This is a genomic window from Pseudoxanthomonas sp. J31 (assembly GCF_000510725.1).
GTDB lineage: Bacteria > Pseudomonadota > Gammaproteobacteria > Xanthomonadales > Xanthomonadaceae > Pseudoxanthomonas.
In genome coordinates this window covers 73,266-93,973 of the sequence record NZ_KI783312.1, presented here as the reverse complement: position 1 = coordinate 93,973, position 20,708 = coordinate 73,266, and the positions used below count along the sequence as shown (strand labels likewise).

The following is a 20,708-nucleotide window of genomic DNA, read 5'->3' as shown; positions in this document are numbered from 1 at the left end:
CATGTGGCTGTCCATTGCTCTGTGCATGCCCCGGGGGAGGGGCGGATCCGGTGTCGTCAGCGTCCGCGCGTGGGCCGCGGCGGGCGCGGGGCCACGCCGGGCGCGGTGGTGCGCACGGCTGCGGTGCCGCGGGCCTGGCTCAGGGGATCAGGCCGTTCTCGCGGGCGTAGGCGTAGATCTCCAGGTCGTTGTGCAGGCCCAGCTTGTTCATCGCGCCGACCTTCTGGTGGCTGATGGTCTTGACGCTGCGGTTGAGGTGGCGGGCGATCTCCGAGACCGTCATGCCCGAGGCGAACAGGCGCAGGACCTCGGTTTCGCGCCGCGACAGCGGCGTCGTGCCGGCGTCGCTGCGCAGGTGCGCGTCCAGGGCGGCGCGCACGCCGGCGCCGACGTAGCGGCGTCCGTTGGCCACCGCGCTGATCGCCACGGTCAGCTCGGACAGCGCGTCGGACTTGTCCAGCAGGCCGCGCACCCCGGTGCCGAGGATCGCCTGCAGCACGTTGCCGTTGTTGGCCATGGTCAGCACCACCACCGGCAGCTGCGGCCAGTGCGCGCGCAGGCGCGAGAGCATGGCCAGGCCGTCGGCACCGTCGCCGCCGGGCATGATGAAGTCGGTCAGCAGCAGGTCGGCCTCGGCCTGGCCGAGGGCCTGGAACAGCGCGCCCGGACTGCCGGCCTCGGCCACGACCTCGGCGCCCGCGCTGGATTCCAGCAGCAGGCGCAGTCCGGCGCGGACCACCGGATGGTCGTCGGCAAGGATGATGCGCAGCTTGTTCATTCGGGGCGGACCTTTCCGTGGTCGTGGCGCCTTCAGCGGCGCGCCGCGAGTGCGGGCCCGGGCGGGCCGAGGCTTTGCAGCAGTTCCTCCAGCCAGCGCACGTGGCGAAGCACCGCTTCGCGCCGCGCGGCCGGCGTGGCCGGCGCCGCCGGGGCGCCTCCCCCGGGCGGTTCGCCGACCAGCCGTAGCGATCCGGAAATGCGGTGCAGCAGTTCGGACTGGGTACGAGTGTCGCCGCGCGCGAGCGCCTGGTCCAGAGCCTCCAGGTCGGCGCGGCAGGTTTCCAGCAGCCCGTGCAGGATCTCGCGCACCTGGCGCACCGAGCCGAACGCGTCCATCAGCAGCGCCAGCTGGCGGTAGGCCGCGCTGCCGACGGCCGGCTGCGGCTCGGCCGCCGGTTCGGCCGGGACCGGGGCCACGTGCAGGTGGCGCGCCAGCTTCAGTTCCAGTTCGTGCAGCTGCACCGGCTTGGCCAGGAAATCGTCCATCCCGGCCTCCATGCACTTGCCCACGTGCCCGGGCAGGACGCTGGCGGACAGGGCGATGACCGGGATCCGCGCCAGGCCGCGCTCGCGCTCGTCCTGGCGCAACTGCCGGACCAGGGCGTAGCCGTCCACTTCCGGCATGTGGCAATCGGTGATCAGCAGGTCGTAGTGCCGCGCCGCCAGCGCCTCCAGCGCCGCGCGGCCGTCGTCGACCACCTCGTGCGGGTAGCCCAGGCGCTGCAGCTGGCGCGAGATCACCGCGCGGTTGATCGGGTGGTCCTCGGCAACCAGGATGCGCACCGCCGCCCGGCTCACCGGCGCGACCCCGGCCGCTTCCGGCTCCGGCAGCGCCAGCGCGGCGCGGCAGGCGCGTTCCAGGTTGCGCGACAGCAGCGGCGCCACCGGCAGCACCACGCAGCCTTCCGGGGCATTTGCCGGCTCGCGCGGATCCTGCAGGCAGACATGGGCCACGCCCGGCGGCAGGCGTCCGTCGCGTACCAGCGGCGCGTCGACCAGGAACAGGTCGGCATCGCCGGCATGCAGCTGCTCCACGCCCGAAGGGGTGGCCTCCAGCGGCTGCAGGCCCAGCGCGGCCAGGCCCTGGGCCAGGGCGTGGCCGGTGCGCGGATCGCGGGTGCAGGCCAGCGCCACCCGCCCGCTCAGCTCGGGCAGCGGCATGCGCGGGCGTTCCACCGGCAGTTCCAGTTCCAGGCAGGCCAGCCCGCCTTCGCCCTCGACCCGCGACAGCAGCAGTTCGCCGCGCATCAGCCGGACCAGGTGGTGGCAGATCGCCAGGCCCAGCGCCAGGCCGCCGGGACGCGCGGTGTCATCGCGGCGCGGAGCGCCGGTGGCGGGCATCGGCAGCGCGCCACCGCCATCGCCGGAGTCGGATACCGACAGGCGCAGGCGCTGGACGTCGCCGGCATCGGCCAGCACTTCGGCCTGCAGCTCCACCTGGCCGCCGCCGCTGGCGCGCACTGCGCTGGCCAGCAGGTAGGCCAATACCTGGCGCAGGCGCCCGGCGTCGCCGCGGTAGGCCGCGGCCAGGCGGCGGTCGGCGCTGGCATGCAGGCGCAGGCCCTTCTCGGCGGCGGGCGCGGCGGCCGCGGCGACCACGTCGTCCAGCAGGTCGCGCAGGTCGAACGTGCCCTGGTCCAGCTGCAGCTCGCCGGCCTGCAGGCGGGAGAAATCGAGGATGTCGCCCATGATCTCCAGCAGGCTTTCCACCGATTCCTCGAGCATGCCCAGCATGTGCACCTGCTCCTGGTTGAGCGGGGTGTGCGCGAGCAGTTCGACGATGCCCAGGGCGCCGGCGATCGGCGTGCGGATCTCGTGGCTGACCAGCGACAGGAAGGTGCCGGCGGTATGGGTGGCGGCCTCGGTGGCGCGGCGTGCCTCGTACAGGTCGGTGACGTCGGCCAGGGTGCCCAGCAGCGCGCTGACGCCGTGGCGGCCGCGCACCGGGTGCAGGCGCAGGCGCAGCTTGCGCGCCGCGTCGGGGCCGCTGTGGTCGATCTCGCAGGCGACCGGCTCGCCGGACTGGTGCAGGCGGCTCTCGGCCTGCATCAGCACCTCCGCGTCCTTGCCGTGCACCTGCCGCGAGGTGGCCAGGGTGCGGCCGAGCACGTCCTCGCGCCGGCAGTGGTAGTGGGCTTCGAAGGCCTGGTTCACGGCCAGGTAGCGACCGTCGCCATCCTTGAGGAAAGCCACGCAGGGCACGGCCTCCAGCAGCGCGGTCGCGTCCGGCAGTCCCGGCAGGCGCTGGCGCTGGCGGCGCCAGGCCAGCCAGCCGAGGGTCGCCAGCACGCCGGCAAGCAGGCCGGCGAGGACGCAGCCAAGGGCGAGGATGGGGGTATTGCTGGACGCCGTTGCCGCCAGCACCGGGCCGGGCATCAGGGCGGTGCCGGCGAGGGCCAGGCGGCAGCTGCGGGGAAAAGGCGTCCGGGCCCTCGGGCCCGGACGGGCCGCCATCGTGGATGCCCCGGGGGAGTGGGCGTTTCCGGCAGGGGGCGGCCAGGACAGTGGGGACGCGGGACGGCACGACGGACAGCCGGCACCGTGGCGCCCGACGGGCTGGCCCAGCTCCGTGCTACCGCTCCGTTCCCCCATGGGGCAGGAATGTCCCGCGCCCCGCGCATACGCGACCATCAGACGAATCCGAAATTGGACAGGCCGCCCGGTGGCCAATCTACGCTGCCGGCGCGGGCGCATCCTTAACGCGGCGGGCGTGGTCGAGCCGGAGCACCGCGTCGGCCAGGCCGGGCAGGGTGCGCAGGGCCTGGCGGCTGACCCGCTCGTAGTGCTGGACGAAGCGCTCCAGCGCCGGGCGGTCCATGCCGCGGCGGCCGCTGGTGGCCTGCAGCGCCTGTTCCTGCTGCCAGCGCCACGCGTACACGGCCTGGAAGTCCGGCGGCTGCAGGAACCACAGCCGGTCCAGCCGCGCCCACAGCGCCGGGTAGTCGCGTGCCAGCGCGGTGTTGCAGTAGCGGCGCCAGGTGCCGTCCGGGTCCTCGCGCGCCTCCAGCGCGTTGACCGGCTCCACCAGCGCGGCGTTGTCCTCGGCGGGCACGCCCAGGCACCAGCCCTCCAGCACCAGCAGGTCCAGCGGTCGTTGCGGGCGCGGCCAGCGCTCCGCCGGCAGGCGGTCGTCGGCCAGCTTGTCGAAGCGCGGCAGCGGCACCGTGCGACCGGCGCGCAGGGCGTCGATCGTGGCCAGCGCCAGGGCCAGGTCGTGGGTGCCGGGCGGGCCGCGGGTGGCCAGCAGCGGGTGTACCCCAGCCGCCAGGCGCTGGCGCGCGGCGCGGTCCAGGTAGACGTCGTCCAGCGACAGGCAGGCGGCGGACAGCCCGGCGGCGGCGGCCTCCGCCACCACCTGCGCGGCCAGGGTGGACTTGCCGCTGCCCTGCAGGCCGCTGATCCCCAGCACCTGCAGGCCCGGGCGCGCGGGCACCGAGGCCAGCACGGCGCGGACCCGGGCTGCGGGGAAGCCTGCGGTGTGCGCGTCGCTGTCCATGGCGCCACAATACCGGCCCCTGCCGCGCATGGAGCCGCCATGACCGATCCGCTGTACGCCGAGGCCCTGCAGACCTTCGGACAACTGCTGGAGGAGGCGCGCGCCAGCGGCATGGCCGATCCCAATGCGATGACCGTGGCCACCGCCGACGCCCAGGGCTGGCCCCACGCGCGCACGGTGCTGCTCAAGGCCCACGACGAGCGTGGCTTCGTGTTCTACACCCACCTGGACAGCCCCAAGGGCCGCGACCTGCGCGCCAACCCGCACGCCGCGCTGCTGTTCCTGTGGCGGCACCTGCGCGAGGCGGGCGTGCAGGTGCGCATCGAAGGCGAGGTCGGCCAGGTGGACGCTGCCGAGGCCGATGCCTATTTCGCCAGCCGCCCGCGCATGAGCCAGCTTGGCGCCTGGGCTTCGCGGCAGTCGCAGACCCTGGGCTCGCGCGCCGAGTTCGAGGCCGCGCTGGCCGAGGCCGAGGCGCGCTTCCGCGACGGCCCGGTGCCGCGCCCGCCGGGCTGGAGCGGGTTCCGGGTGGTGCCGCGTTCGTTCGAGTTCTGGTACGGCGCCGGCTTCCGCCTGCACGAGCGCTGGAGCTACGAGCGCGGCGGGGACGGCGCCTGGTCCAAGCGGATGCTGCAGCCATGAACCTGCAGCTGCGCGTGCGCCCGCCGCGCAAGGCCGACCTGCCGGCATGGGCGGGGATGCGCGCTGCGCTGTGGCCGGAGGTGGACCCGGAACTGCTGGCCAGCGAGGCCTCCGACCTGCTGCACGCGGCCGACGGCGGGATGTTCGTGGCCGAGGTCGGCGGCGAACTGGTGGGCCTGGCCGAGGCCTCGCTGCGGCACGACTACGTCAACGGCACCACCAGTTCACCGGTGGGCTTCCTCGAGGCCTGGTACGTGGCGCCGGCTTGGCGTGGCCGTGGCGTGGGCCGCGCCCTGCTGCGCGCGGTGGAAGGCTGGACGCGCGCGCTGGGCTGCACCGAGCTGGCTTCCGACGCGCTGCTGGACAACACCGCCAGCCACGCCGCACACCGCGCCTGCGGCTTCGTCGAGACCGAGCGGGTGGTGTACTTCCGCAAGCGGGTGGGGTGATGGGGCCGCGCCGCATCGTCTGCCTCACCGAGGAGCCGACGGAAACCCTTTACGCGCTGGGCGAGCAGGACCGCATCGTCGGCATCAGCGGCTTCACCGTGCGCCCGCCGCAGGCGCGGCGCGAGAAGCCCAAGGTCAGCGCATTCACCAGCGCCAGGGTCGAGGCGATCCTGGCGCTCAGGCCGGATCTTGCGATCGGCTTCTCCGACATCCAGGCCGACATCGCCGCCGAGCTGGTGCGGCGTGGCGTGGAAGTCTGGATCGCCAACCACCGCAGCGTCGACGGCATCCTCGACTACATCCGCCGCCTCGGTGCCCTGGTCGGTGCCGCGGCAAAGGCCGACGCCTGGGCCGGCGAGCTGCGGCGCGGCCTGGATGCGGCGCGCGAACGCGCGCAGCAGCGGGGCGTGCGGCCGCGCGTCTACTTCGAGGAATGGGACGAGCCGCTGATCACCGGCATCCAGTGGGTGGCGGAGCTGGTGCGCATCGCCGGCGGCGAGGACGTCTTCCCGGAGCTGTCCGCGCAGCCGCTGGCGCGCGACCGCATCCTGGCCGATCCGGCGGTGGTGGTGGCGCGCGCGCCGGACATCATCCTCGGCTCCTGGTGCGGCAAGAAGTTCCGTCCGGACAAGGTCGCCGCGCGCCCGGGCTGGGATGCGATCCCGGCGGTGCGCGACGGCGAGCTGCACGAGATCCGCTCGCCGCTGGTCCTGCAGCCGGGGCCGGCTGCGCTGACCGATGGCCTGGCGGCGATCGAGGCGGTGCTCGATGCCTGGGCGCGGCGCTGCGCCGGCTGAGCCTCAGCCGCGCTCCAGTGCGGCGGCAGTGGCCGCCATGCGCGGGCCCAGCCAGCAGTAGGAACCGACCGGGGTCAGTCCGGCCTGCTGGAACTTCCTGCGGTACCAGCTGGCCTTGCGCGGCTGGAAGCCCTCGGTATCGCCCTCGAACTCGTCCTCGGCGGTGAACGCCTCGAGGAAGGCCACGCCGCCGCACAGCTCGGCCAGGCCGGGCAGGCCCCGGCCGAGCTCGCGCGTGGGCAGGTAGTGGATCACGTCCGCGCACACCAGCAGGTCCACCGGCGCGCACGGGCGCAGCCATTCGAAATCGCCGAAGCGGGCCAGGTGCAGGTTGCGGCGTGCGCCGTGGCGGGCGACGGCGTACTCGCTGGAATCGAAGCCCAGGTAGCTGGCCTTCGGCCGCAGCTTCAGCAGCGGCGCGCGCCAGGCGCCTTCGCCGCAGCCGATGTCCAGCACCGTGCGGATGGGGCGCTCCAGGTAGTACTCGGCAGTGGCCACCGCCAGCGCCACCTTGCGCTCGAGCCGGCGCGGGTCCTGGATGTGGTGCTGCCGGTACCAGCGGTCGAAGTAGGCGCGGTCGTAGGTCTTGGTCATGGGTTCGGGAGCGTGGCGGGGAGGGGCGCAGGCGGAATCCGAAGCGACGGGACCGGGCGTGGCAGTCGCCGTCGCCGCTTGCGCCAGGCGCCGCAGTTTAGGGGTTCCGGTCCCGCGACACCCGCCGATGGCAGGTCCGGCGGCTTCCGGCAGGCGGATCCCCGGCAAGGCCGGAGCCCATATGCCGCGCCACGCACCGGGTTCGACGCCACGCGCGCGATGGCCGACAATCCGCGCATTCCAACCGCAGGTGACGCGCATGTATTCGGCCTATCTCTGGGTGAAGTCCTTCCACATCCTGTTCGTGGTGGCCTGGATGTCGTCGGTGTTCTACCTGCCGCGGATCCTGGTCAACGTGGCCGAGGCCGGCGACCAGGCGGCGGTGCGCGCGCGCCTGCTGCTGATGGGGCGCCGCCTGTACCGCTTCGGCCACAACATGTTCGGGCTGGCCTTCGTCGCCGGCCTGGTGTTGTGGCTGGGCCACCGCGTGGTCGGCGGCTTCCCCACCATGGTCGGTTCGCCGGCCGGCTGGCTGCACGCCAAGCTGGCCCTGGTCGTGCTGCTGGTGGTCTATTACGTGCTCACCGGGCGCTGGCTGAAGAACGCCGCCGCCGGCAAGCCGCTGGCCTCGGCGCGCGCGCTGCGGGTGTTCAACGAACTGCCGGTGCTGGTGCTGCTGGCCATCGTCTGGCTGGTGCTGGCCAAGCCGTTCTGAGCCGGTCCCGGACCGGACACCCGCAAAGCAGGCGGGCCGCTTCGCAGGAAGCGGCCCGTCGCGTTTTCCGGCTCAGTCCTTGCGGCGGAACTGCTCCGGCTGCGGCAGTTCCACCGGCACGCCGTTGGCGTCGCAGGTGCCGGCGGCGCACAGGCGCTCGCGCAGCTTCGGGGTGGCCTGCACGATCAGGTGGAAGATCGTGTTCTGCTCGAGGGTGCCGCGCACCGCCTCGCTGCCCGGGCCGCGTGCCCAGATGCCCACGTCTTCGCCGCCGTGCGATTCGGACTTCAGCGGCACCAGCGCCTCCTGCATGTAGTCCGGATGGGTGGTGTCGACCTGGGTCAGGTCGGGGCGGCCCTGCGCCGGCTGCGAGGACGAGGGGGTGTGCGGATAGGTCTTCGGACCGGCCGGCTGGCGGTTGCTGGCGCCGGTGTGGCCGGGGCCGTTGGCATAGCTGAGGGTGGTGTAGGGCAGGCCGGTGTTGTCCAGGGCGTAGGCGCCGGGCTTGCCGTCCTCGCCGGGCGCGTCGCGGACCTTGTCGAGGATCGGGTTGCCGCGGGCCGGGTAGCCGACGAAGTTCAGCGAGTGCGAATGGTCGGCGGTGACCAGGATCAGGGTGTCCTCGGGCGAGGTCATTTCCGCAGCCACGCGCACGGCCTCGGACAGGGCCACGGTCTCGTCCAGGGCGCGGAAGGCGTTGCCGTTGTGGTTGGCGTGGTCGATGCGCGCGCCCTCGACCATCAGCACGAAGCCGCCCGGCTCGCGCGACAGGCGCCGGATCGCCTCGGCGGTCAGCTCGGCCAGGGTGGGCTCGGCGGCGCGGTCCTTCTCGTGCTCGAACTGCATGTGGTCGTGCTCGAACAGGCCCAGCACCGCCGGGGCGTCGGCCGCGGCTTGCAGCTGCTGCCGGTTCCACACGTACACGCCGCCGGGGTGGGCGGCCTTCCATTCGGCGACCAGGTCGCGGCCGTCGCGGCGCAGGCCGGTCTTGTCCGGGTATTCGGGGTCGGGCGTGCCGGCCGGCAGGAACTGGCCGCGGCCGCCGCCGAGCATCACCTTCGGGCCGGGGCCGTACGGGGTGGAGACCATCTGCCGGGCGATGTCGATGCAGCCCTGGGCATGGGCCTCGGCCGGCATGGCCGCGTCGTTTTCCCAGTTGCGGTCGGGCGCGTGCGCCCAGGTCGCGGCCGGGGTGGCGTGGGTCAGGCGCGCGGTGCTGACGATGCCGGTGGCCATGCCCGCGGCGTCGGCCAGGTGCAGCCAGGTCAGGCGCTGCTTGCCGAGGCTGTCGGCGCAGTCGTTGCGCTTGCCGGCGGACACGCCGATCGCGCCCATGTGGGTCTTCACGCCGGTGGTGATGGCGGTCATGGTGCCGGCCGAGTCCGGCGTCTGCGCGTCGACGTTGTAGGTCTTGCTGAAGGCGGTGTGCGGGAAACGCTCCCAGCTCAGCAGGTTCTCCTCGCCCGGGCCGCCCTTGCGCTGGCCCTCGAGGATGCGCGCGGCGGCCACCGTGGTCAGGCTCATGCCGTCGCCGAGGAACAGGATGACGTTCTTCGCCTTGCCCGACATGGCGCCATTGGCCGCGGCGGCCGCGGCGCCGTTGCGGTACCACCACTGCGGGGTCTCGCCATCGGGATGGGCGATGGCCGGAACCTGCACCCGCGGTGCGCTGGCCGGCGCAGGAGCCGTGGGCGGGGTGCTGGCGCAGGCGGCGGGCAGCAGGGCGGAGAGCAGGGCCAGGGGCAGGGCGCGGGTATGACGGGGCATTGCGGGTCCGGAATCGGCGCAGGCGGCCGCGCCAGGTCCGCGCTGGCGCGGCCACGGCCACGGTGCGTGCGTGGTGGGTGGGGCGCGCATTATCGGACGTTGCCAATGTCGTGCCTATGACATATCGGCGTTCCAGTGGCAGCATCGCCAGCCCGGTTGCATCCGGGTATCGTTCCGCCATTGCAGCATCCCGGATTGCAGATGAACCTGGTCAAGGCCTGGCTGGCCATTCCCTTCTGGCAGCGCGTGCTCGGCGGCTTCGTGCTCGGCGCCCTGGCCGGCTGGCTGCTGGGCCCGGCGGCGCAGACCTGGCTGGGCCCGCTGGGCACGGTCTACGTCAACCTGATCCGCATGATCGCGGTGCCGCTGGTGCTGTTCGCGGTGGTCAACGCGGTGGCCTCGCTGCACGGCCAGAAGTCGGTGGCGGCGCTGGGGGGGCGCACCTTCGCCTGGTTCGCCGCCACCGCGGCGCTGGCGGTGTGCGTGGGCCTGGCGGTGGGCCTGGTGCTCAAGCCCGGCACCGGGCTGAGCGGGCTGGAGATGCCGGCCGACTACACCCCGCGCGAGGTGCCGACCCCGGTGCAGGTGCTGCTGGACGTGGTCCCGACCAACCCGTTCAAGGCCCTGGCCGAGGGCAAGATCCTGCAGGTGATCTTCTTCGCCGGCCTGCTGGGCTTCGCCCTGGTCAAGCTGGGCGAGAAGACCGCGCGCCTGCGCGCGCTGGTGGGCGAGGCCAGCGACGCCATGGTCCAGGTCACCCGCTTCGTGCTGGAGATGACCCCGCTGGGTACCTTCGGCCTGATCGCCGGACTGGTCGGCAGCTACGGGTTCGAGAAGCTGCTGCCGCTGGGCACCTTCGTGTTCGCCCTGTACCTGGCCTGCGCCCTGCACATCGTGCTGGGCTACGGCGGCCTGCTGCTGGCGCATGGACTCAATCCGCTGAAGTTCTTCCGCGGCGCGGCCGCGGGCATGCAGGTGGCCTTCGTCAGTTCCTCCAGCTTCGCCTCGATGCCGGTGGCGATGCGCTGCGCCACCCACAACCTGGGCGTGGACAAGGACTACGCCGCCTTCGCCGTGCCGCTGGGCGCGAGCATCAAGATGGACGGCTGCGGCGCGATCTACCCGGCCCTGACCAGCGTGTTCGTGGCCCAGTACTTCGGCCTGGACCTGAGCGCCAACCAGTACTTCGTGATCCTGCTGGCCTCGGTGCTGGGCAGCTTCGGCACCGCCGGGGTGCCGGGCACGGCGATCGTGATGGTGACCCTGGTGCTCAGCGCCGCCGGGCTGCCGCTGGAGGGCATCGCCCTGCTTGTGGCGATCGACCGGGTGCTGGACATGATGCGGACGATGACCAACGTCACCGGGCAGATGCTGGTGCCGGTGCTGGTGGCCAAGGAAACCGGGCTGCTGGACCGCCAGGTGTACGAACGGGCTTCCAGCAACGTCGGGATCGAGCCCACCGAGGTGCGCGACTAGCGCCCCGGGCCTGGCGGCGCTGCCGGCGCAGGCCGGGGATTGGTGCCGGGCGGTACCTGGCGCGCGCCAGGGCGGAACGGGTCCGGAAACGGCGAAGGCCGCCTTGCGGCGGCCTTCGCTGGAACGGCGGTGCGGGATGGGTCAGATCTCGACCCGGCGCGCCTGCACGAAGCGGCTGCCCCAGTAGCCGGAGGCCAGGCTGTCCACGCGCACGTCCTTGCCGCGGCTGGGCGCATGCAGGAACTGGCCGCTGCCGACGTAGATGCCGACGTGGTTGATGCGGCCGCGGGCGCCGAAGAACACCAGGTCGCCGGGGTTCAGTTCGTCGCGGCTGCGGATCAGCTTGCCGTCGGAGCGGGTCGCCATGTCGCGCGAGGCGCGCGGCAGTTCGATGCCCAGGGCGTTGCGGAACACGTAGCTGACCAGGCCGCTGCAGTCGAAGCCGTCCGGGCCGGAGCCGCCCCAGCGGTACGGGGTCCCTAGCAGGCCCATGGCCGCCTTGACCACCTGCTCCAGCTTGCCGCCGGCCTGTTCGCCCTCCTGGTTGAGCAGGCGGTTGACGTCGCCGGCGAAATTCGCCGAACGGTCCAGCAGCATGCCGTCGTTGCGCGACAGGTGCGGCAGCAGCACCGCCAGGGTGGCGCTGGCCGCGGCGTCGGCCTTGCCGCGCAGGCCGCCGGCCTGCGGCGCGGCCGCCACGGCAGGCACCGCCGCCGTGGCCGGTACGGCCTGGGGCACGGGGGCGGGCACTTCCAGGATCGTGGCCGGGGCCAGCGGCTCCGGCTCCACCGGCGCCGGCTCGGGCGCGGCCATGGCCGGCGCGACCGGCAGGACGGTGCACAGCAGGAACAGCAGGCGCGCGCGGGAGCGGGCCTGGGTGGCGGCAGGAGTGCGCAGGGCGCGGGCTTCGGTCGTCACGCGGTCGTTACGAAAAAAGGACCGGGGGGATGATGCCGGCTTCACGCCGGGTTGATGTTCACAAAAAGTTAAAATCCCGTGAATCGTTCCAATAGGCGTCACGTTTCAACGCAACACCCGCCGCGCACCGCTGTAGTGGTCGCGCCAGTAGTAGCCGTCCAGGTGGTCCAGGCGGACGGTGCCGCCGCTGGTGGGGGCGTGGACGAAGCGGCCTTCGCCGACGTAGATGCCCACGTGGTTGACCTGGCGCCCGCTGCCGAAGAACACCAGGTCGCCGGCGGCCAGCTTTTCCGGGGCGATCCGCGGGCCCTGGACCTCGGCCAGTTCGCGCGAGGTGCGCGGCAGGCGCAGGTCCAGCATGTCGCGGTAGACGTAGTTGACCAGCCCGCTGCAGTCGAAACCGCTCTCCGGGGTGTTGCCACCGTAGCGGTACGGGGTGCCGACCAGGCTCAGGGCGCGCAGGACCACGGCATTGGCCGCCGCCGGGTTGGCCGGGGCGACCTGCGGCCAGTGGCGGCTTTGCACCGGGGCCTGCGCGGAAGGGCGGGTGGTCTTGCCGCCGCCGCAGCCGGCGGCAAGCAGCACCACCGCCGCCAGGGCACCCCATGCCACGGCTGGCAACGAGGGGATGGGGACGGGATAATGCGGGGCTTTCCTCACGGCGGCCATCATGGCCGCGGTTCCCGCGGCCGGCAAGCCGCCCACCCCTGCTGCCGCCGGCAGCCACACCGAGTTCCGCATGAAGATCGAAAAAGACCGCGTCGTCCGTTTCCACTACACCGTCTCCGAGGTCGGCCAGGAGCCGCTGGAGAGCTCGAAGGAGCGTGAGCCGATCGCGATCCTCATCGGGCACGGCAACATCATCCCCGGCCTGGAGCAGGCGATGATGGACAAGCAGGCCGGCGACAGCTTCAGCGTCGACGTCCCGGCGGCCGAGGCCTACGGCGAGCGCCGCGAGGGCCTGACCCAGCGCATCCCGAAGAAGCACTTCGGCAATACCAGGCTGGCCCCGGGCATGCAGGTGGTGCTGCAGACCAACTTCGGCCCGCGCGCGGTGACCGTGCACAAGGTCGGCCACAGCGTGGTGGACGTGGACCTCAACCACCCGATGGCGGGCAAGGACCTGCACTTCGACGTGGAGATCGTCGAGGTGCGCGAGGCCAGCGCCGAGGAGGTCGAGCACGGGCACGTGCACGGCGACGGCGGCCACCACCACTAAGCGCCACATGCAAACGGCCCGCTCACGCGGGCCGTTTCGTTTGCCGCGCGGCCGGGCCGCAGGGGTCAGGCCAGCGCCAGGTCGCCGGGCTGGACGGCCTCGGCCGGGGCCGGGACCTGTTCGCCGGCCGCCTGCCGCACCGGCGCGAAGCTGCGGCGGTGGTGCACGCAGGGGCCGTGGCTGGCCAGCGCCGCCAGGTGCGCGGGGGTGGCGTAGCCCTTGTGCTCGTGGAAGCCGTAGACCGGGAATTCCTCGTGCAGCTGGCACATCAGCCGGTCGCGGCTGACCTTGGCCAGGATCGAGGCGGCCATGATCGCCGGCTCCAGGGCGTCGCCCCCGACGATCGCCTCGGCCATGCACGGCAGCGAGCGCGGCAGCATGTTGCCGTCGATCCGCGCCAGCTGCGCGTGTTCGCCCAGCGCCAGCACGCAGCGGCGCATGCCCTCCAGGGTCGCCTGCAGGATGTTCAGGCGGTCGATCTCCTCGACCGGGACCAGCTCCACGTGCCAGGCCAGGGCGCGCTCGACGATGCGCGGGTACAGGTCCTCGCGCTGGGCGTGGCTGAGCTTCTTGGAATCGTCCAGGCCGCGGATGCGCCGGCGCGGATCCAGCACCACCGCGGCCACCGCCACCGGGCCGGCCAGCGGGCCGCGCCCGGCCTCGTCCACGCCGGCCACGCGCAGCTGCCTGCGGTCGATCGGGAACAGCCCGCCGTCGGCCCCCTCGGGCATGAAGCTGCGGGCCACGCGCAGGGCGCGCCGGCTCATGCCGCGCCCCCGTGGCCGCCGAGCAGCTCGGCGATGGCGTCGGCCGCCGAGGCCGAGGCATCGCGGCGCAATTCCCGGTGCAGGCGTTCGTACTCCGGCAGCAGCGCCTGGATCGCGTCCGGCTGGTTGAACCAGTGCAGCACCGCCGCCGCCAGCGCGTCGGGGGTGCAGTCGTCCTGCATCAGTTCCGGGGCCAGGTCCTTGCCCGCCAGCACGTTGGGCAGGGCGTAGCGCTCGACCTTGAGCAGGCCCAGCGCCTTGACGATGCGGTAGGTCAGCGGCGAGACGCGATAGCCGACCACCATTGGCCGCTTGGACAGCATGGCCTCCAGGGTGGCGGTGCCGGAGGCCAGCAGGACCACGTCGGCGGCGGCGAGCACGTCGCGCGCGCGGCCGTCGAACAGGTGGGTGTGGCTGGAGCGCAGCGGCGAGCGCCGCAGCTGCTGCTGGAGCAGTTCGCGGCCGGCGGCGTTGGCGGCCGGGATCGCCACGTGCAGCGGCTTGAGCACCTCGCTGACCTGCCAGGCCGCGCGCAGGAAGGTGTCGCCCAGGCGGCCGATCTCCCCGAGGCGGCTGCCCGGCAGCACCGCCAGTACCGGCGCGTCCACTGGCAGGCCCAGGCGCGCGCGGGCGCCGGCACGGTCCGGGTGCAGCGGCATGGCGTCGGCCATCGGGTGGCCGACGAAGCGCGCGTCCACGCCATGGCGGGCGTAGATCGCCGGCTCCATCGGGAACAGGCACAGCACGCGGTCGGCGCTGGCGCCGATCTTCCCGGCGCGCTTCTCGCGCCAGGCCCAGACCGAGGGGCTGACGTAGTGCACGGCCGGTACGCCGCGCTGGCGGAACCAGCGCTCCAGGCCGAGGTTGAAGTCCGGGGCGTCGATGCCCACGACCACGTCCGGGCCCCAGGCCAGGCCGCGGCTGCGCAGCTCGCCACGCAGCTTCAGCAGCCGCGGCAGGTGGCGCAGCACCTCGGCCAGGCCCATCACCGCCAGCTCGCTGGCGTCGTACCAGGTCTCCACGCCGGCGCGGCGCATGGCGTCGCCGCCGATCCCGGCGAACCTGGCGTCCGGGTAGCGCCGGCGCAGGGCCTCGACCAGGCCGGCGCCGAGGCCGTCGCCGGAGGCTTCGCCGGCGACCAGCAGGATCCGCGGGGCCAGGCCGCCGCGGGTGCGGACTGCGGGGGCGGGCGCGGGCATGGCCATCAGCGCAGCAGGGGACGCTCGCCGCCGTCGATGAACTCAAGCAGCTGGCGCACGTCGTCGCTGGCCTGGGCCTGCACGCCGAGCTGCTCGCGGGCCTCGGCCAGCGGCAGCCCGGCCACGTACAGGGTGCGGTAGGCGCGCTTGATCGCGGCGATGCGCTCGGGCGCGAAGCCGCGGCGCTTGAGGCCCTCGCTGTTGATGCCGCGCGGGCGCCCCAGCGAGTTGCCGCCGACCATGGTGAACGGCGGCACGTCGCCGTTGACCAGCGCGCCCATGCCGAGGAAGGCGTGGGCGCCGATGCGGCAGAACTGGTGGGCACCGGCGAAGCCGCTGATGATCACCCAGTCGCCCACGGTGACGTGGCCGGCCAGGGTGGTGTTGTTGGAGAACACGCAGTTGTTGCCGACGATGCAGTCGTGGGCGACGTGGCTGTAGGCCAGCAGCCAGTTGTCGTTGCCGATGCGGGTGACGCCGCCGCCGCCGCCGGTGCCGCGGTTGACGGTGACGAACTCGCGGAACACGTTGCGGTCGCCGATCACCAGCTCGGTGCGCTCGCCGGCGAACTTCTTGTCCTGCGGTTCGCCGCCGATCGCGCAATGGCCGATGAAGCGGTTCTCGCGGCCGATCCGGGTGGGCCCGGTGAAGCTGCAGTGCGGGCCGATCTGGCAGCCGTCGCCGATTTCGACCTCCGGGCCGATCACGGTGTAGGCGCCGACGCTGACGCCCTCGCCCAGGCGGGCGGAGGGATCGATCACGGCGGTGGGATGGATCCGGGCCTTGTCGTTCATGGAAGTTCCCTGGTCACTCGCGGGTGCCGGCGCACAGCACCTCGGCGCATGCGACTACCTCGCCGTCGACCTTGGCTTCGCCGTAGTACACGGCCATGTTGCGGATCACGCGCTTGACGCACACGTGCAGCTCCAGCACGTCGCCGGGCACCACCTGCTTGCTGAAGCGGGCGTTCTCGACCTTGACCATGTAGAACAGCTTGGACTGCGCGTCGCGGCCCATGGACAGCTGGGTCAGCACGCCGCCGGCCTGGGCCAGGGCCTCGATGATCAGCACGCCGGGCATGATCGGCTGGCCTGGGAAGTGGCCCTGGAAGTAGGGCTCGTTGATCGAGACGTTCTTGCGGCAGACGATGCGCTTGCCCTCGATGTCCAGCTCGTCGACCCGGTCGACCAGGAGGAACGGATAGCGGTGCGGAATCAGCGTCCGGATGGTGGTGACGTCGATGGGCAACTGCACGGTTTCGTTCATTCGGGGCTTCTCTGGGAGGAGGCGATGACGCGGCGCGCCAGCGCGTCCAGTTGCTTGAACCGGGCGGCGTTCTTCCGCCAGGTGCGGTTGTCGGTTAGCGGGGTGCCGGAGGAGTACTCGCCCGGCTCGCGAATGGAATGGGTGACCAGCGACATGGCCGTGACCAGCACCTTGTCGGCCACCTCGAGGTGGCCGAGGATGCCGGCGCCGCCGCCGACCAGGCAATAGCGGCCGATCTTCGCGCTGCCGGCCGCGGCCGAGCAGCCGGCCATGGCGGTGTGCGCGCCGATGCGCACGTTGTGGCCGATCTGGACCAGGTTGTCGATGCGCACGTCCTCCTCGAGGACGGTGTCGTCCAGCGCGCCGCGGTCGATGCAGCTGTTGGCGCCGATCTCGCAGTCGTCGCCGACCACCACGCCGCCCAGCTGCGGCACGTTGACCCAGTGGCCGGCGTCCATGGCCAGGCCGAAGCCGGCCGCGCCCAGCACCGCGCCGGGGAGGATGCGCACGCGCTTGCCCAGGCGCACGCGGGTGTACAGCGTGACCCGGGCCTGCAGCTCGCAGCCTTCGCCCAGTTCGCAGTCGTCGCCGATCACGCAGCCGGGGCCGACCACGCAGCCGGCGGCGACCTTCGACCGGGCGCCGATGGAGACGAACGGGCCGATATGCGCGTCCGGCGAGACCTCGGCGGTCGGATCGACCACCGCGCTGGGATGGATGCCGGGCGCGCGCGCCGGCACCCGCTCGAACAGGGCGGAGATGCGGGCGAAGGCCACGTACGGGTCGCGCGCGATCAGCGCGGTGCCGCGTACGTCCCCGGCGTCCTCGGCGCGCACCACCACCACCGCGGCGGCGGTGGTGGCGAGCTGGCCGCGGTAGCGCGGGTTGGCGAGGAAGGCCAGCTGGCCGGGGCCGGCGCTGGCGAGGGTGGCGACGCCGCGCACGGGCGTGGCGCCGTCGCCCTGCAGCTGCAGCGAGAAGCGCTCGGCCAGGGCGGCGGCGGTGAATTCGGGATGGTCCATGGCGCGCATTCTAGCGTCCCCGGCAAGTGCCCCGGCTCCGCCCCGGGCTCAGCGCCGCGACAGCAGCACCAGCAGCGCGCCGGTGCCGCCCTGGGCCGGCGGCGCGGAATGGAAGGCCAGCACCTCGCCGCGCTGGCGCAGCAGGCGGTCGACCAGGTTCTTCAGCACCGGCACGCCGCCGGCGCCGCCCTTGCCGTGGACGATGCGCACGCAGCCGAAGCCGGCGTCCAGCGATTCGGCCAGGAAGCGCGCCACCAGCATCTCCGCCTCCAGCGCGCTGGCGCCGTGCAGGTCCAGTTCGTCCTGGGCGGCGAACTGGCCGCGGCGCAGGCGTTGCCAGTCGCGCGCGTTGACCCGCTCGCGGCGGAACGCGCTGGCATCGCCGCGCAACAGCACCGCATCCGGCGACCCGGCGAGCAGTCCGGCCATGCCGCGCGCGTCGCCGCCGTCGTCCTCGCGGCGCACGGCCGGACGCGGCCGCGGCCGTTCCGGCGGCGGCGCGGCGTCGGTCCGCAGCGGGTCCACCTTGCCGACCGCGGCGCGGAACAGGGCGGCATCGTCTTCATCCTCGTGCATTGGCGAAGGGTAGCGCAGCCGCACTGCGAACCGCTGCCGGGCGACGGGCGCGACGCTTCCGGTATCATCGGGTCGTTTTCGAGGAAGCCCATGCGCGTACTGGTTAGCAACGACGATGGCGTCGATGCCCCCGGCATCCACGCCCTGGCCCAGGGGCTGCGCGACGCGGGGCACGAGGTCTATGTGGTGGCGCCCGACCGCGACCGGTCCGGCGCGAGCAATTCGCTCACCCTGGACCTGCCGATCCGGGTCAAGCGGCTCGACCACTACACCTGCTCGGTGGCCGGTACGCCGACCGACTGCGTGCACCTGGCCCTGACCGGCATGTTCGAGTTCGAGCCGGACATCGTGGTCTCCGGGATCAACAACACCGCCAACCTGGGCGACGACGTCATCTATTCCGGCACCGTGTCGGCGGCGATGGAAGGCCGCTTCCTCGGCCTGCCGGCGGTGGCGGTGTCGCTGGACACGCGCAACCACGAGGCGAAGCACTACGAGACCGCGGCGCGCGCGGCGGTGGAGATCGTGGCGCGGCTGAAGGCCGACCCGCTGCCGGCCGACACCATCCTCAACGTCAACGTGCCGGACCTGGCCTGGGACGCGCTGCGCGGCTTCGAGGTCACCCGCCTGGGCAACCGCCACCGCGCCGAGGCCTGCGTGGCCCAGCCCGATCCGCGCGGCCGCACCGTGTACTGGATCGGCCCGGCCGGCCCGGAACAGGACGCCGGCCCCGGCACCGACTTCCACGCCGTGCGCACCGGGCACATCTCGATCACCCCGATCCACGTCGACCTGACCCGCTACCAGGCGCTGGAGAAGGTCGCCGGCTGGGTCGGCGGCCTGACCGCGGCGCTGGCAGGCAACGACCCGGAGGCCTCGGCGTGACCCCGCGCCTGCGCCTGCAGCCGGAGGCCGTCGGGGTCGGCATGACCTCCCAGCGCGTGCGCGACCGCCTGGTCCAGCGCCTGCGCGAGGGCGGCGTCAACGGCGGCATCACCGACGAGAACGTGCTCAACGCGGTGCGCGTGGTGCCGCGCCACCTGTTCGTGGACGAGGCCCTGGCCAGCCGCGCCTACGAGGACACCGCGCTGCCGATCGGCCACGGCCAGACCATCTCCCAGCCCTGGGTGGTGGCGCGCATGACCGAGGCGATCCTGGCGGCGCAGCCGAAGAGGGTGCTGGAGATCGGTACCGGTTCCGGCTACCAGGCGGCGATCCTGGCCGCGCTGGGGCTGGAGGTGTACACGGTCGAGCGCATCGGCGAACTGCTGCGGCAGGCGCGCCGGCGCTTCCGCGCCCTGGGCCTGAACGTGCGCAGCAAGCACGATGACGGCCGGGTGGGCTGGGCCGAGCACGGCCCGTACGATGCGATCCTGGTCACCGCTGCCGCCCCGGCCCTGGTCGAGGCGCTGCTGGACCAGCTGGCGGTAGGCGGCGTCCTGGTGGCGCCGGTGGGTGGCGCCTCGGCGCAGTCGCTGCTGCGGCTGGCCAAGCGGCCGGATGGATCGATCGAAGAACAGACGCTGGCGCCGGTGGTGTTCGTGCCGCTGCTGGCAGGAACCCTGGACTGAGCGCATGCAGGTATTCGGCCCCCTCTACGACCGCGCCCTGAGCTGGGCCGCCCATCCCCGCGCCCCGACCTATCTGACCGTCCTCAGCTTCATCGAGGCCATCTTCTTCCCGGTGATGCCGGAGGTGATGCTGGCGCCGATGTGCGTGGCCCAGCCGAAGCGGGGCTGGCGGTTCGCCAGCCTGAGCCTGGCCGGCTCGATGGCCGGCGCCATGGTCGGCTACGCCCTGGGCCACTTCGCCTTCGAGGCGGTCAAGCCGCTGCTGGAATGGATGGGCATGCTCTCGAAGATCGAGGAGGGCATCGCCACGATCCAGGCGAAGATGGTGGAGTCGCCCTGGGCGGTGTTCTGGTTCCTGGTGCTGGGCGGGTTCATGCCGATCCCGATGAAGGTCTTCACGTGGGCCTCGGGTATCGTCGGGGTGCCGTTGCTGCCGTATTTCCTGAGCATGCTGGTCGGGCGCGGCAAGCGCGTGTACCTGCTGGCGGCGGCGATCCGCTTCGGCGGCGCGCGCGCGGCCGAGGCGCTGCGGCGCTGGATCGAGCCGCTGGGGTGGGTCGCGACCGCGCTGGTCGCCGCCGCGGTGGCCGTGCTTGTGTGGAGGGCGAAGTTCGCATGAAACCCGAGGGTCTGACCCCGTTCGCGCGCCTGCTGGCCGCGCTGGTGCTGCTGGCCATGCTGGCCGCCTGCGCCAAGAGCACCGTGGTGCGCACGCCCCAGTCCGGAGGCACGAGCGCCGGGCAGGCCGCGGCCTCCTCGAAGGGCCAGCCCGGCAAGTCCGTGGTGGTCCAGCGCGGGGACACGCTTTATTCCATCGCCCGCCGCCACAACACCACGGTGGCGGACATGGCGCGCTGGAACAACCTGGCCCCGCCGTACACCATCTACCCAGGCCAGCGCCTGGCCCTGGGCGCCGGCAGCGGCAGCAGCAAGCCTGCCGCCTCCGGCACCACCGCCAGCAGCGGCGGGACGCGGACGCAGGCCCAGGCCCCGGCCGCCTCCACCGGCACCTCCGGCGCGCAGCGGCCGGCCGCGGCCCCGGTGGCCAGTGGCATCCGCTGGCAGTGGCCGGCGCAGGGCGTGGTCATCGCCACCTTCGTCGAGGGCAATGCCACCCGCCAGGGCATCGACATCGCCGGCAGCAGCGGCCAGGCGGTCAATGCCGCCGCCGACGGCGTGGTGGTGTATTCCGGCGCCGGCCTGGTCGGCTATGGCGAGCTGATCATCGTCAAGCACAACGAGCAGTGGCTGTCGGCCTACGGCCACAACCGCAAGCGCCTGGTGGCCGAAGGCCAGGCGGTGAAGGCCGGGCAGCAGATCGCGGAAATGGGCCGTACCGGCACCGACCGGGACAAGCTGCATTTCGAGATCCGCTACAACGGCAAGCCGGTCGATCCGCAGCTGTACCTGCCGAAGAGGTAACCGGCGCAGCTGGCACGCAGGGGCGGATCCCC

At 72.9% G+C, this 20,708-nt stretch carries 23 protein-coding genes; 10 read left to right on the top strand and 13 right to left on the bottom strand.

The window, feature by feature from the left end; translation table 11 throughout:
* Positions 1-139: 139 nt before the first annotated feature.
* The 3 genes from PSEJ31_RS0114605 to PSEJ31_RS0114595 form a co-directional block, all read right to left on the bottom strand.
* On the bottom strand, positions 140-778 hold the full coding sequence (locus PSEJ31_RS0114605; protein ID WP_028915877.1) for a response regulator: 639 nt from the start codon (positions 776-778) through the stop codon (positions 140-142).
* A gap of 32 nt (positions 779-810) precedes the next feature.
* Positions 811-3,156: a PAS domain-containing sensor histidine kinase gene (locus PSEJ31_RS16385; protein ID WP_028915876.1), complete on the bottom strand. Its 2,346-nt coding sequence runs from the start codon at positions 3,154-3,156 to the stop codon at positions 811-813.
* Positions 3,157-3,451: 295 nt separating this feature from the next.
* On the bottom strand, positions 3,452-4,276 hold the full coding sequence (locus tag PSEJ31_RS0114595) for a kinase (RefSeq protein ID WP_028915875.1): 825 nt from the start codon (positions 4,274-4,276) through the stop codon (positions 3,452-3,454).
* A gap of 39 nt (positions 4,277-4,315) precedes the next feature.
* Between PSEJ31_RS0114595 and pdxH the strand changes: the two genes are divergently transcribed.
* The 3 genes from pdxH to PSEJ31_RS0114580 are packed head-to-tail and all read left to right on the top strand — an operon-like array spanning position 4,316 to position 6,164.
* The gene (gene pdxH / locus PSEJ31_RS0114590) at positions 4,316-4,918 is read left to right on the top strand and encodes a pyridoxamine 5'-phosphate oxidase (protein ID WP_028915874.1); all 603 of its coding nucleotides are present in this window, start codon (positions 4,316-4,318) and stop codon (positions 4,916-4,918) included.
* Positions 4,915-5,367 (top strand): aminoglycoside 6'-N-acetyltransferase, encoded by a 453-nt coding sequence (gene aac(6') / locus PSEJ31_RS0114585; RefSeq protein ID WP_028915873.1) that lies wholly within the window; start codon positions 4,915-4,917, stop codon positions 5,365-5,367. The genes pdxH and aac(6') overlap by 4 nt, the downstream gene beginning before the upstream one ends.
* Positions 5,367-6,164 (top strand): helical backbone metal receptor, encoded by a 798-nt coding sequence (locus tag PSEJ31_RS0114580; protein ID WP_019399853.1) that lies wholly within the window; start codon positions 5,367-5,369, stop codon positions 6,162-6,164. Before aac(6') ends, PSEJ31_RS0114580 begins: the two co-directional genes overlap by 1 nt.
* A gap of 3 nt (positions 6,165-6,167) precedes the next feature.
* Here PSEJ31_RS0114580 and PSEJ31_RS0114575 read toward each other — a convergent pair whose 3' ends face one another.
* A complete protein-coding gene (locus PSEJ31_RS0114575) occupies positions 6,168-6,758 on the bottom strand; it encodes a class I SAM-dependent methyltransferase (protein ID WP_028915872.1) in 591 nt (196 codons plus the stop codon).
* Between the two features lie 259 nt (positions 6,759-7,017).
* On the opposite strand from PSEJ31_RS0114575, the gene PSEJ31_RS0114570 reads away from it, so the two are divergent.
* The gene (locus tag PSEJ31_RS0114570) at positions 7,018-7,473 is read left to right on the top strand and encodes a CopD family protein (RefSeq protein WP_028915871.1); all 456 of its coding nucleotides are present in this window, start codon (positions 7,018-7,020) and stop codon (positions 7,471-7,473) included.
* Between the two features lie 72 nt (positions 7,474-7,545).
* On the opposite strand, the gene PSEJ31_RS0114565 is transcribed toward PSEJ31_RS0114570, so the two are convergent.
* Positions 7,546-9,240, bottom strand: a complete 1,695-nt coding sequence (locus PSEJ31_RS0114565) for an alkaline phosphatase (protein ID WP_019399855.1) — start codon at positions 9,238-9,240, stop codon at positions 7,546-7,548.
* A 201-nt stretch (positions 9,241-9,441) separates the two neighbouring features.
* On the opposite strand from PSEJ31_RS0114565, the gene PSEJ31_RS0114560 reads away from it, so the two are divergent.
* A complete protein-coding gene (locus PSEJ31_RS0114560; protein ID WP_028915870.1) occupies positions 9,442-10,716 on the top strand; it encodes a dicarboxylate/amino acid:cation symporter in 1,275 nt (424 codons plus the stop codon).
* A gap of 141 nt (positions 10,717-10,857) precedes the next feature.
* Here PSEJ31_RS0114560 and PSEJ31_RS0114555 read toward each other — a convergent pair whose 3' ends face one another.
* On the bottom strand, positions 10,858-11,634 hold the full coding sequence (locus PSEJ31_RS0114555) for a C40 family peptidase (protein ID WP_019399857.1): 777 nt from the start codon (positions 11,632-11,634) through the stop codon (positions 10,858-10,860).
* A gap of 105 nt (positions 11,635-11,739) precedes the next feature.
* Positions 11,740-12,330: a C40 family peptidase gene (locus PSEJ31_RS0114550; protein ID WP_186828164.1), complete on the bottom strand. Its 591-nt coding sequence runs from the start codon at positions 12,328-12,330 to the stop codon at positions 11,740-11,742.
* Between the two features lie 43 nt (positions 12,331-12,373).
* Here PSEJ31_RS0114550 and PSEJ31_RS0114545 point away from each other — a divergent pair, with 43 nt between their 5' ends.
* The gene (locus PSEJ31_RS0114545; protein ID WP_028915868.1) at positions 12,374-12,853 is read left to right on the top strand and encodes a peptidylprolyl isomerase; all 480 of its coding nucleotides are present in this window, start codon (positions 12,374-12,376) and stop codon (positions 12,851-12,853) included.
* A 65-nt stretch (positions 12,854-12,918) separates the two neighbouring features.
* Here PSEJ31_RS0114545 and PSEJ31_RS0114540 read toward each other — a convergent pair whose 3' ends face one another.
* From PSEJ31_RS0114540 to PSEJ31_RS0114515, 6 genes are read right to left on the bottom strand one after another with little or no spacing between them, the layout of a single operon-like run.
* Entirely contained in the window at positions 12,919-13,584 is a 666-nt protein-coding gene (locus PSEJ31_RS0114540; RefSeq protein ID WP_232211041.1) for a ribonuclease HII, read from the bottom strand.
* A 32-nt stretch (positions 13,585-13,616) separates the two neighbouring features.
* The gene (gene lpxB, locus PSEJ31_RS0114535) at positions 13,617-14,819 is read right to left on the bottom strand and encodes a lipid-A-disaccharide synthase (RefSeq protein WP_232207945.1); all 1,203 of its coding nucleotides are present in this window, start codon (positions 14,817-14,819) and stop codon (positions 13,617-13,619) included.
* A gap of 5 nt (positions 14,820-14,824) precedes the next feature.
* Positions 14,825-15,613, bottom strand: coding sequence for an acyl-ACP--UDP-N-acetylglucosamine O-acyltransferase (lpxA, locus tag PSEJ31_RS0114530; RefSeq protein WP_028915866.1), 789 nt, complete (start codon positions 15,611-15,613; stop codon positions 14,825-14,827).
* Between the two features lie 13 nt (positions 15,614-15,626).
* Complete coding sequence (fabZ, locus tag PSEJ31_RS0114525) at positions 15,627-16,085, bottom strand: 3-hydroxyacyl-ACP dehydratase FabZ (protein WP_019399863.1); 459 nt, start codon at positions 16,083-16,085, stop codon at positions 15,627-15,629.
* Positions 16,082-17,107: a UDP-3-O-(3-hydroxymyristoyl)glucosamine N-acyltransferase gene (gene lpxD, locus PSEJ31_RS0114520; protein ID WP_028915865.1), complete on the bottom strand. Its 1,026-nt coding sequence runs from the start codon at positions 17,105-17,107 to the stop codon at positions 16,082-16,084. The genes fabZ and lpxD overlap by 4 nt, the downstream gene beginning before the upstream one ends.
* 48 nt (positions 17,108-17,155) lie before the next feature.
* The gene (locus tag PSEJ31_RS0114515; RefSeq protein WP_019399865.1) at positions 17,156-17,683 is read right to left on the bottom strand and encodes a Smr/MutS family protein; all 528 of its coding nucleotides are present in this window, start codon (positions 17,681-17,683) and stop codon (positions 17,156-17,158) included.
* A gap of 90 nt (positions 17,684-17,773) precedes the next feature.
* Between PSEJ31_RS0114515 and surE the strand changes: the two genes are divergently transcribed.
* From surE to PSEJ31_RS0114495, 4 genes are read left to right on the top strand one after another with little or no spacing between them, the layout of a single operon-like run.
* A complete protein-coding gene (surE, locus tag PSEJ31_RS0114510) occupies positions 17,774-18,568 on the top strand; it encodes a 5'/3'-nucleotidase SurE (RefSeq protein WP_019399866.1) in 795 nt (264 codons plus the stop codon).
* A complete protein-coding gene (locus PSEJ31_RS0114505) occupies positions 18,565-19,254 on the top strand; it encodes a protein-L-isoaspartate(D-aspartate) O-methyltransferase (protein WP_028915864.1) in 690 nt (229 codons plus the stop codon). Before surE ends, PSEJ31_RS0114505 begins: the two co-directional genes overlap by 4 nt.
* A 4-nt stretch (positions 19,255-19,258) precedes the next feature.
* Positions 19,259-19,873 carry a YqaA family protein gene (locus tag PSEJ31_RS0114500; RefSeq protein ID WP_019399868.1) on the top strand — a complete coding sequence of 205 codons (615 nt, stop codon included), beginning with the start codon at positions 19,259-19,261 and terminating at the stop codon, positions 19,871-19,873.
* Positions 19,874-19,929: 56 nt separating this feature from the next.
* Positions 19,930-20,676: a peptidoglycan DD-metalloendopeptidase family protein gene (locus PSEJ31_RS0114495; RefSeq protein ID WP_232211040.1), complete on the top strand. Its 747-nt coding sequence runs from the start codon at positions 19,930-19,932 to the stop codon at positions 20,674-20,676.
* The last annotated feature ends 32 nt before the right edge of the window (positions 20,677-20,708 follow it).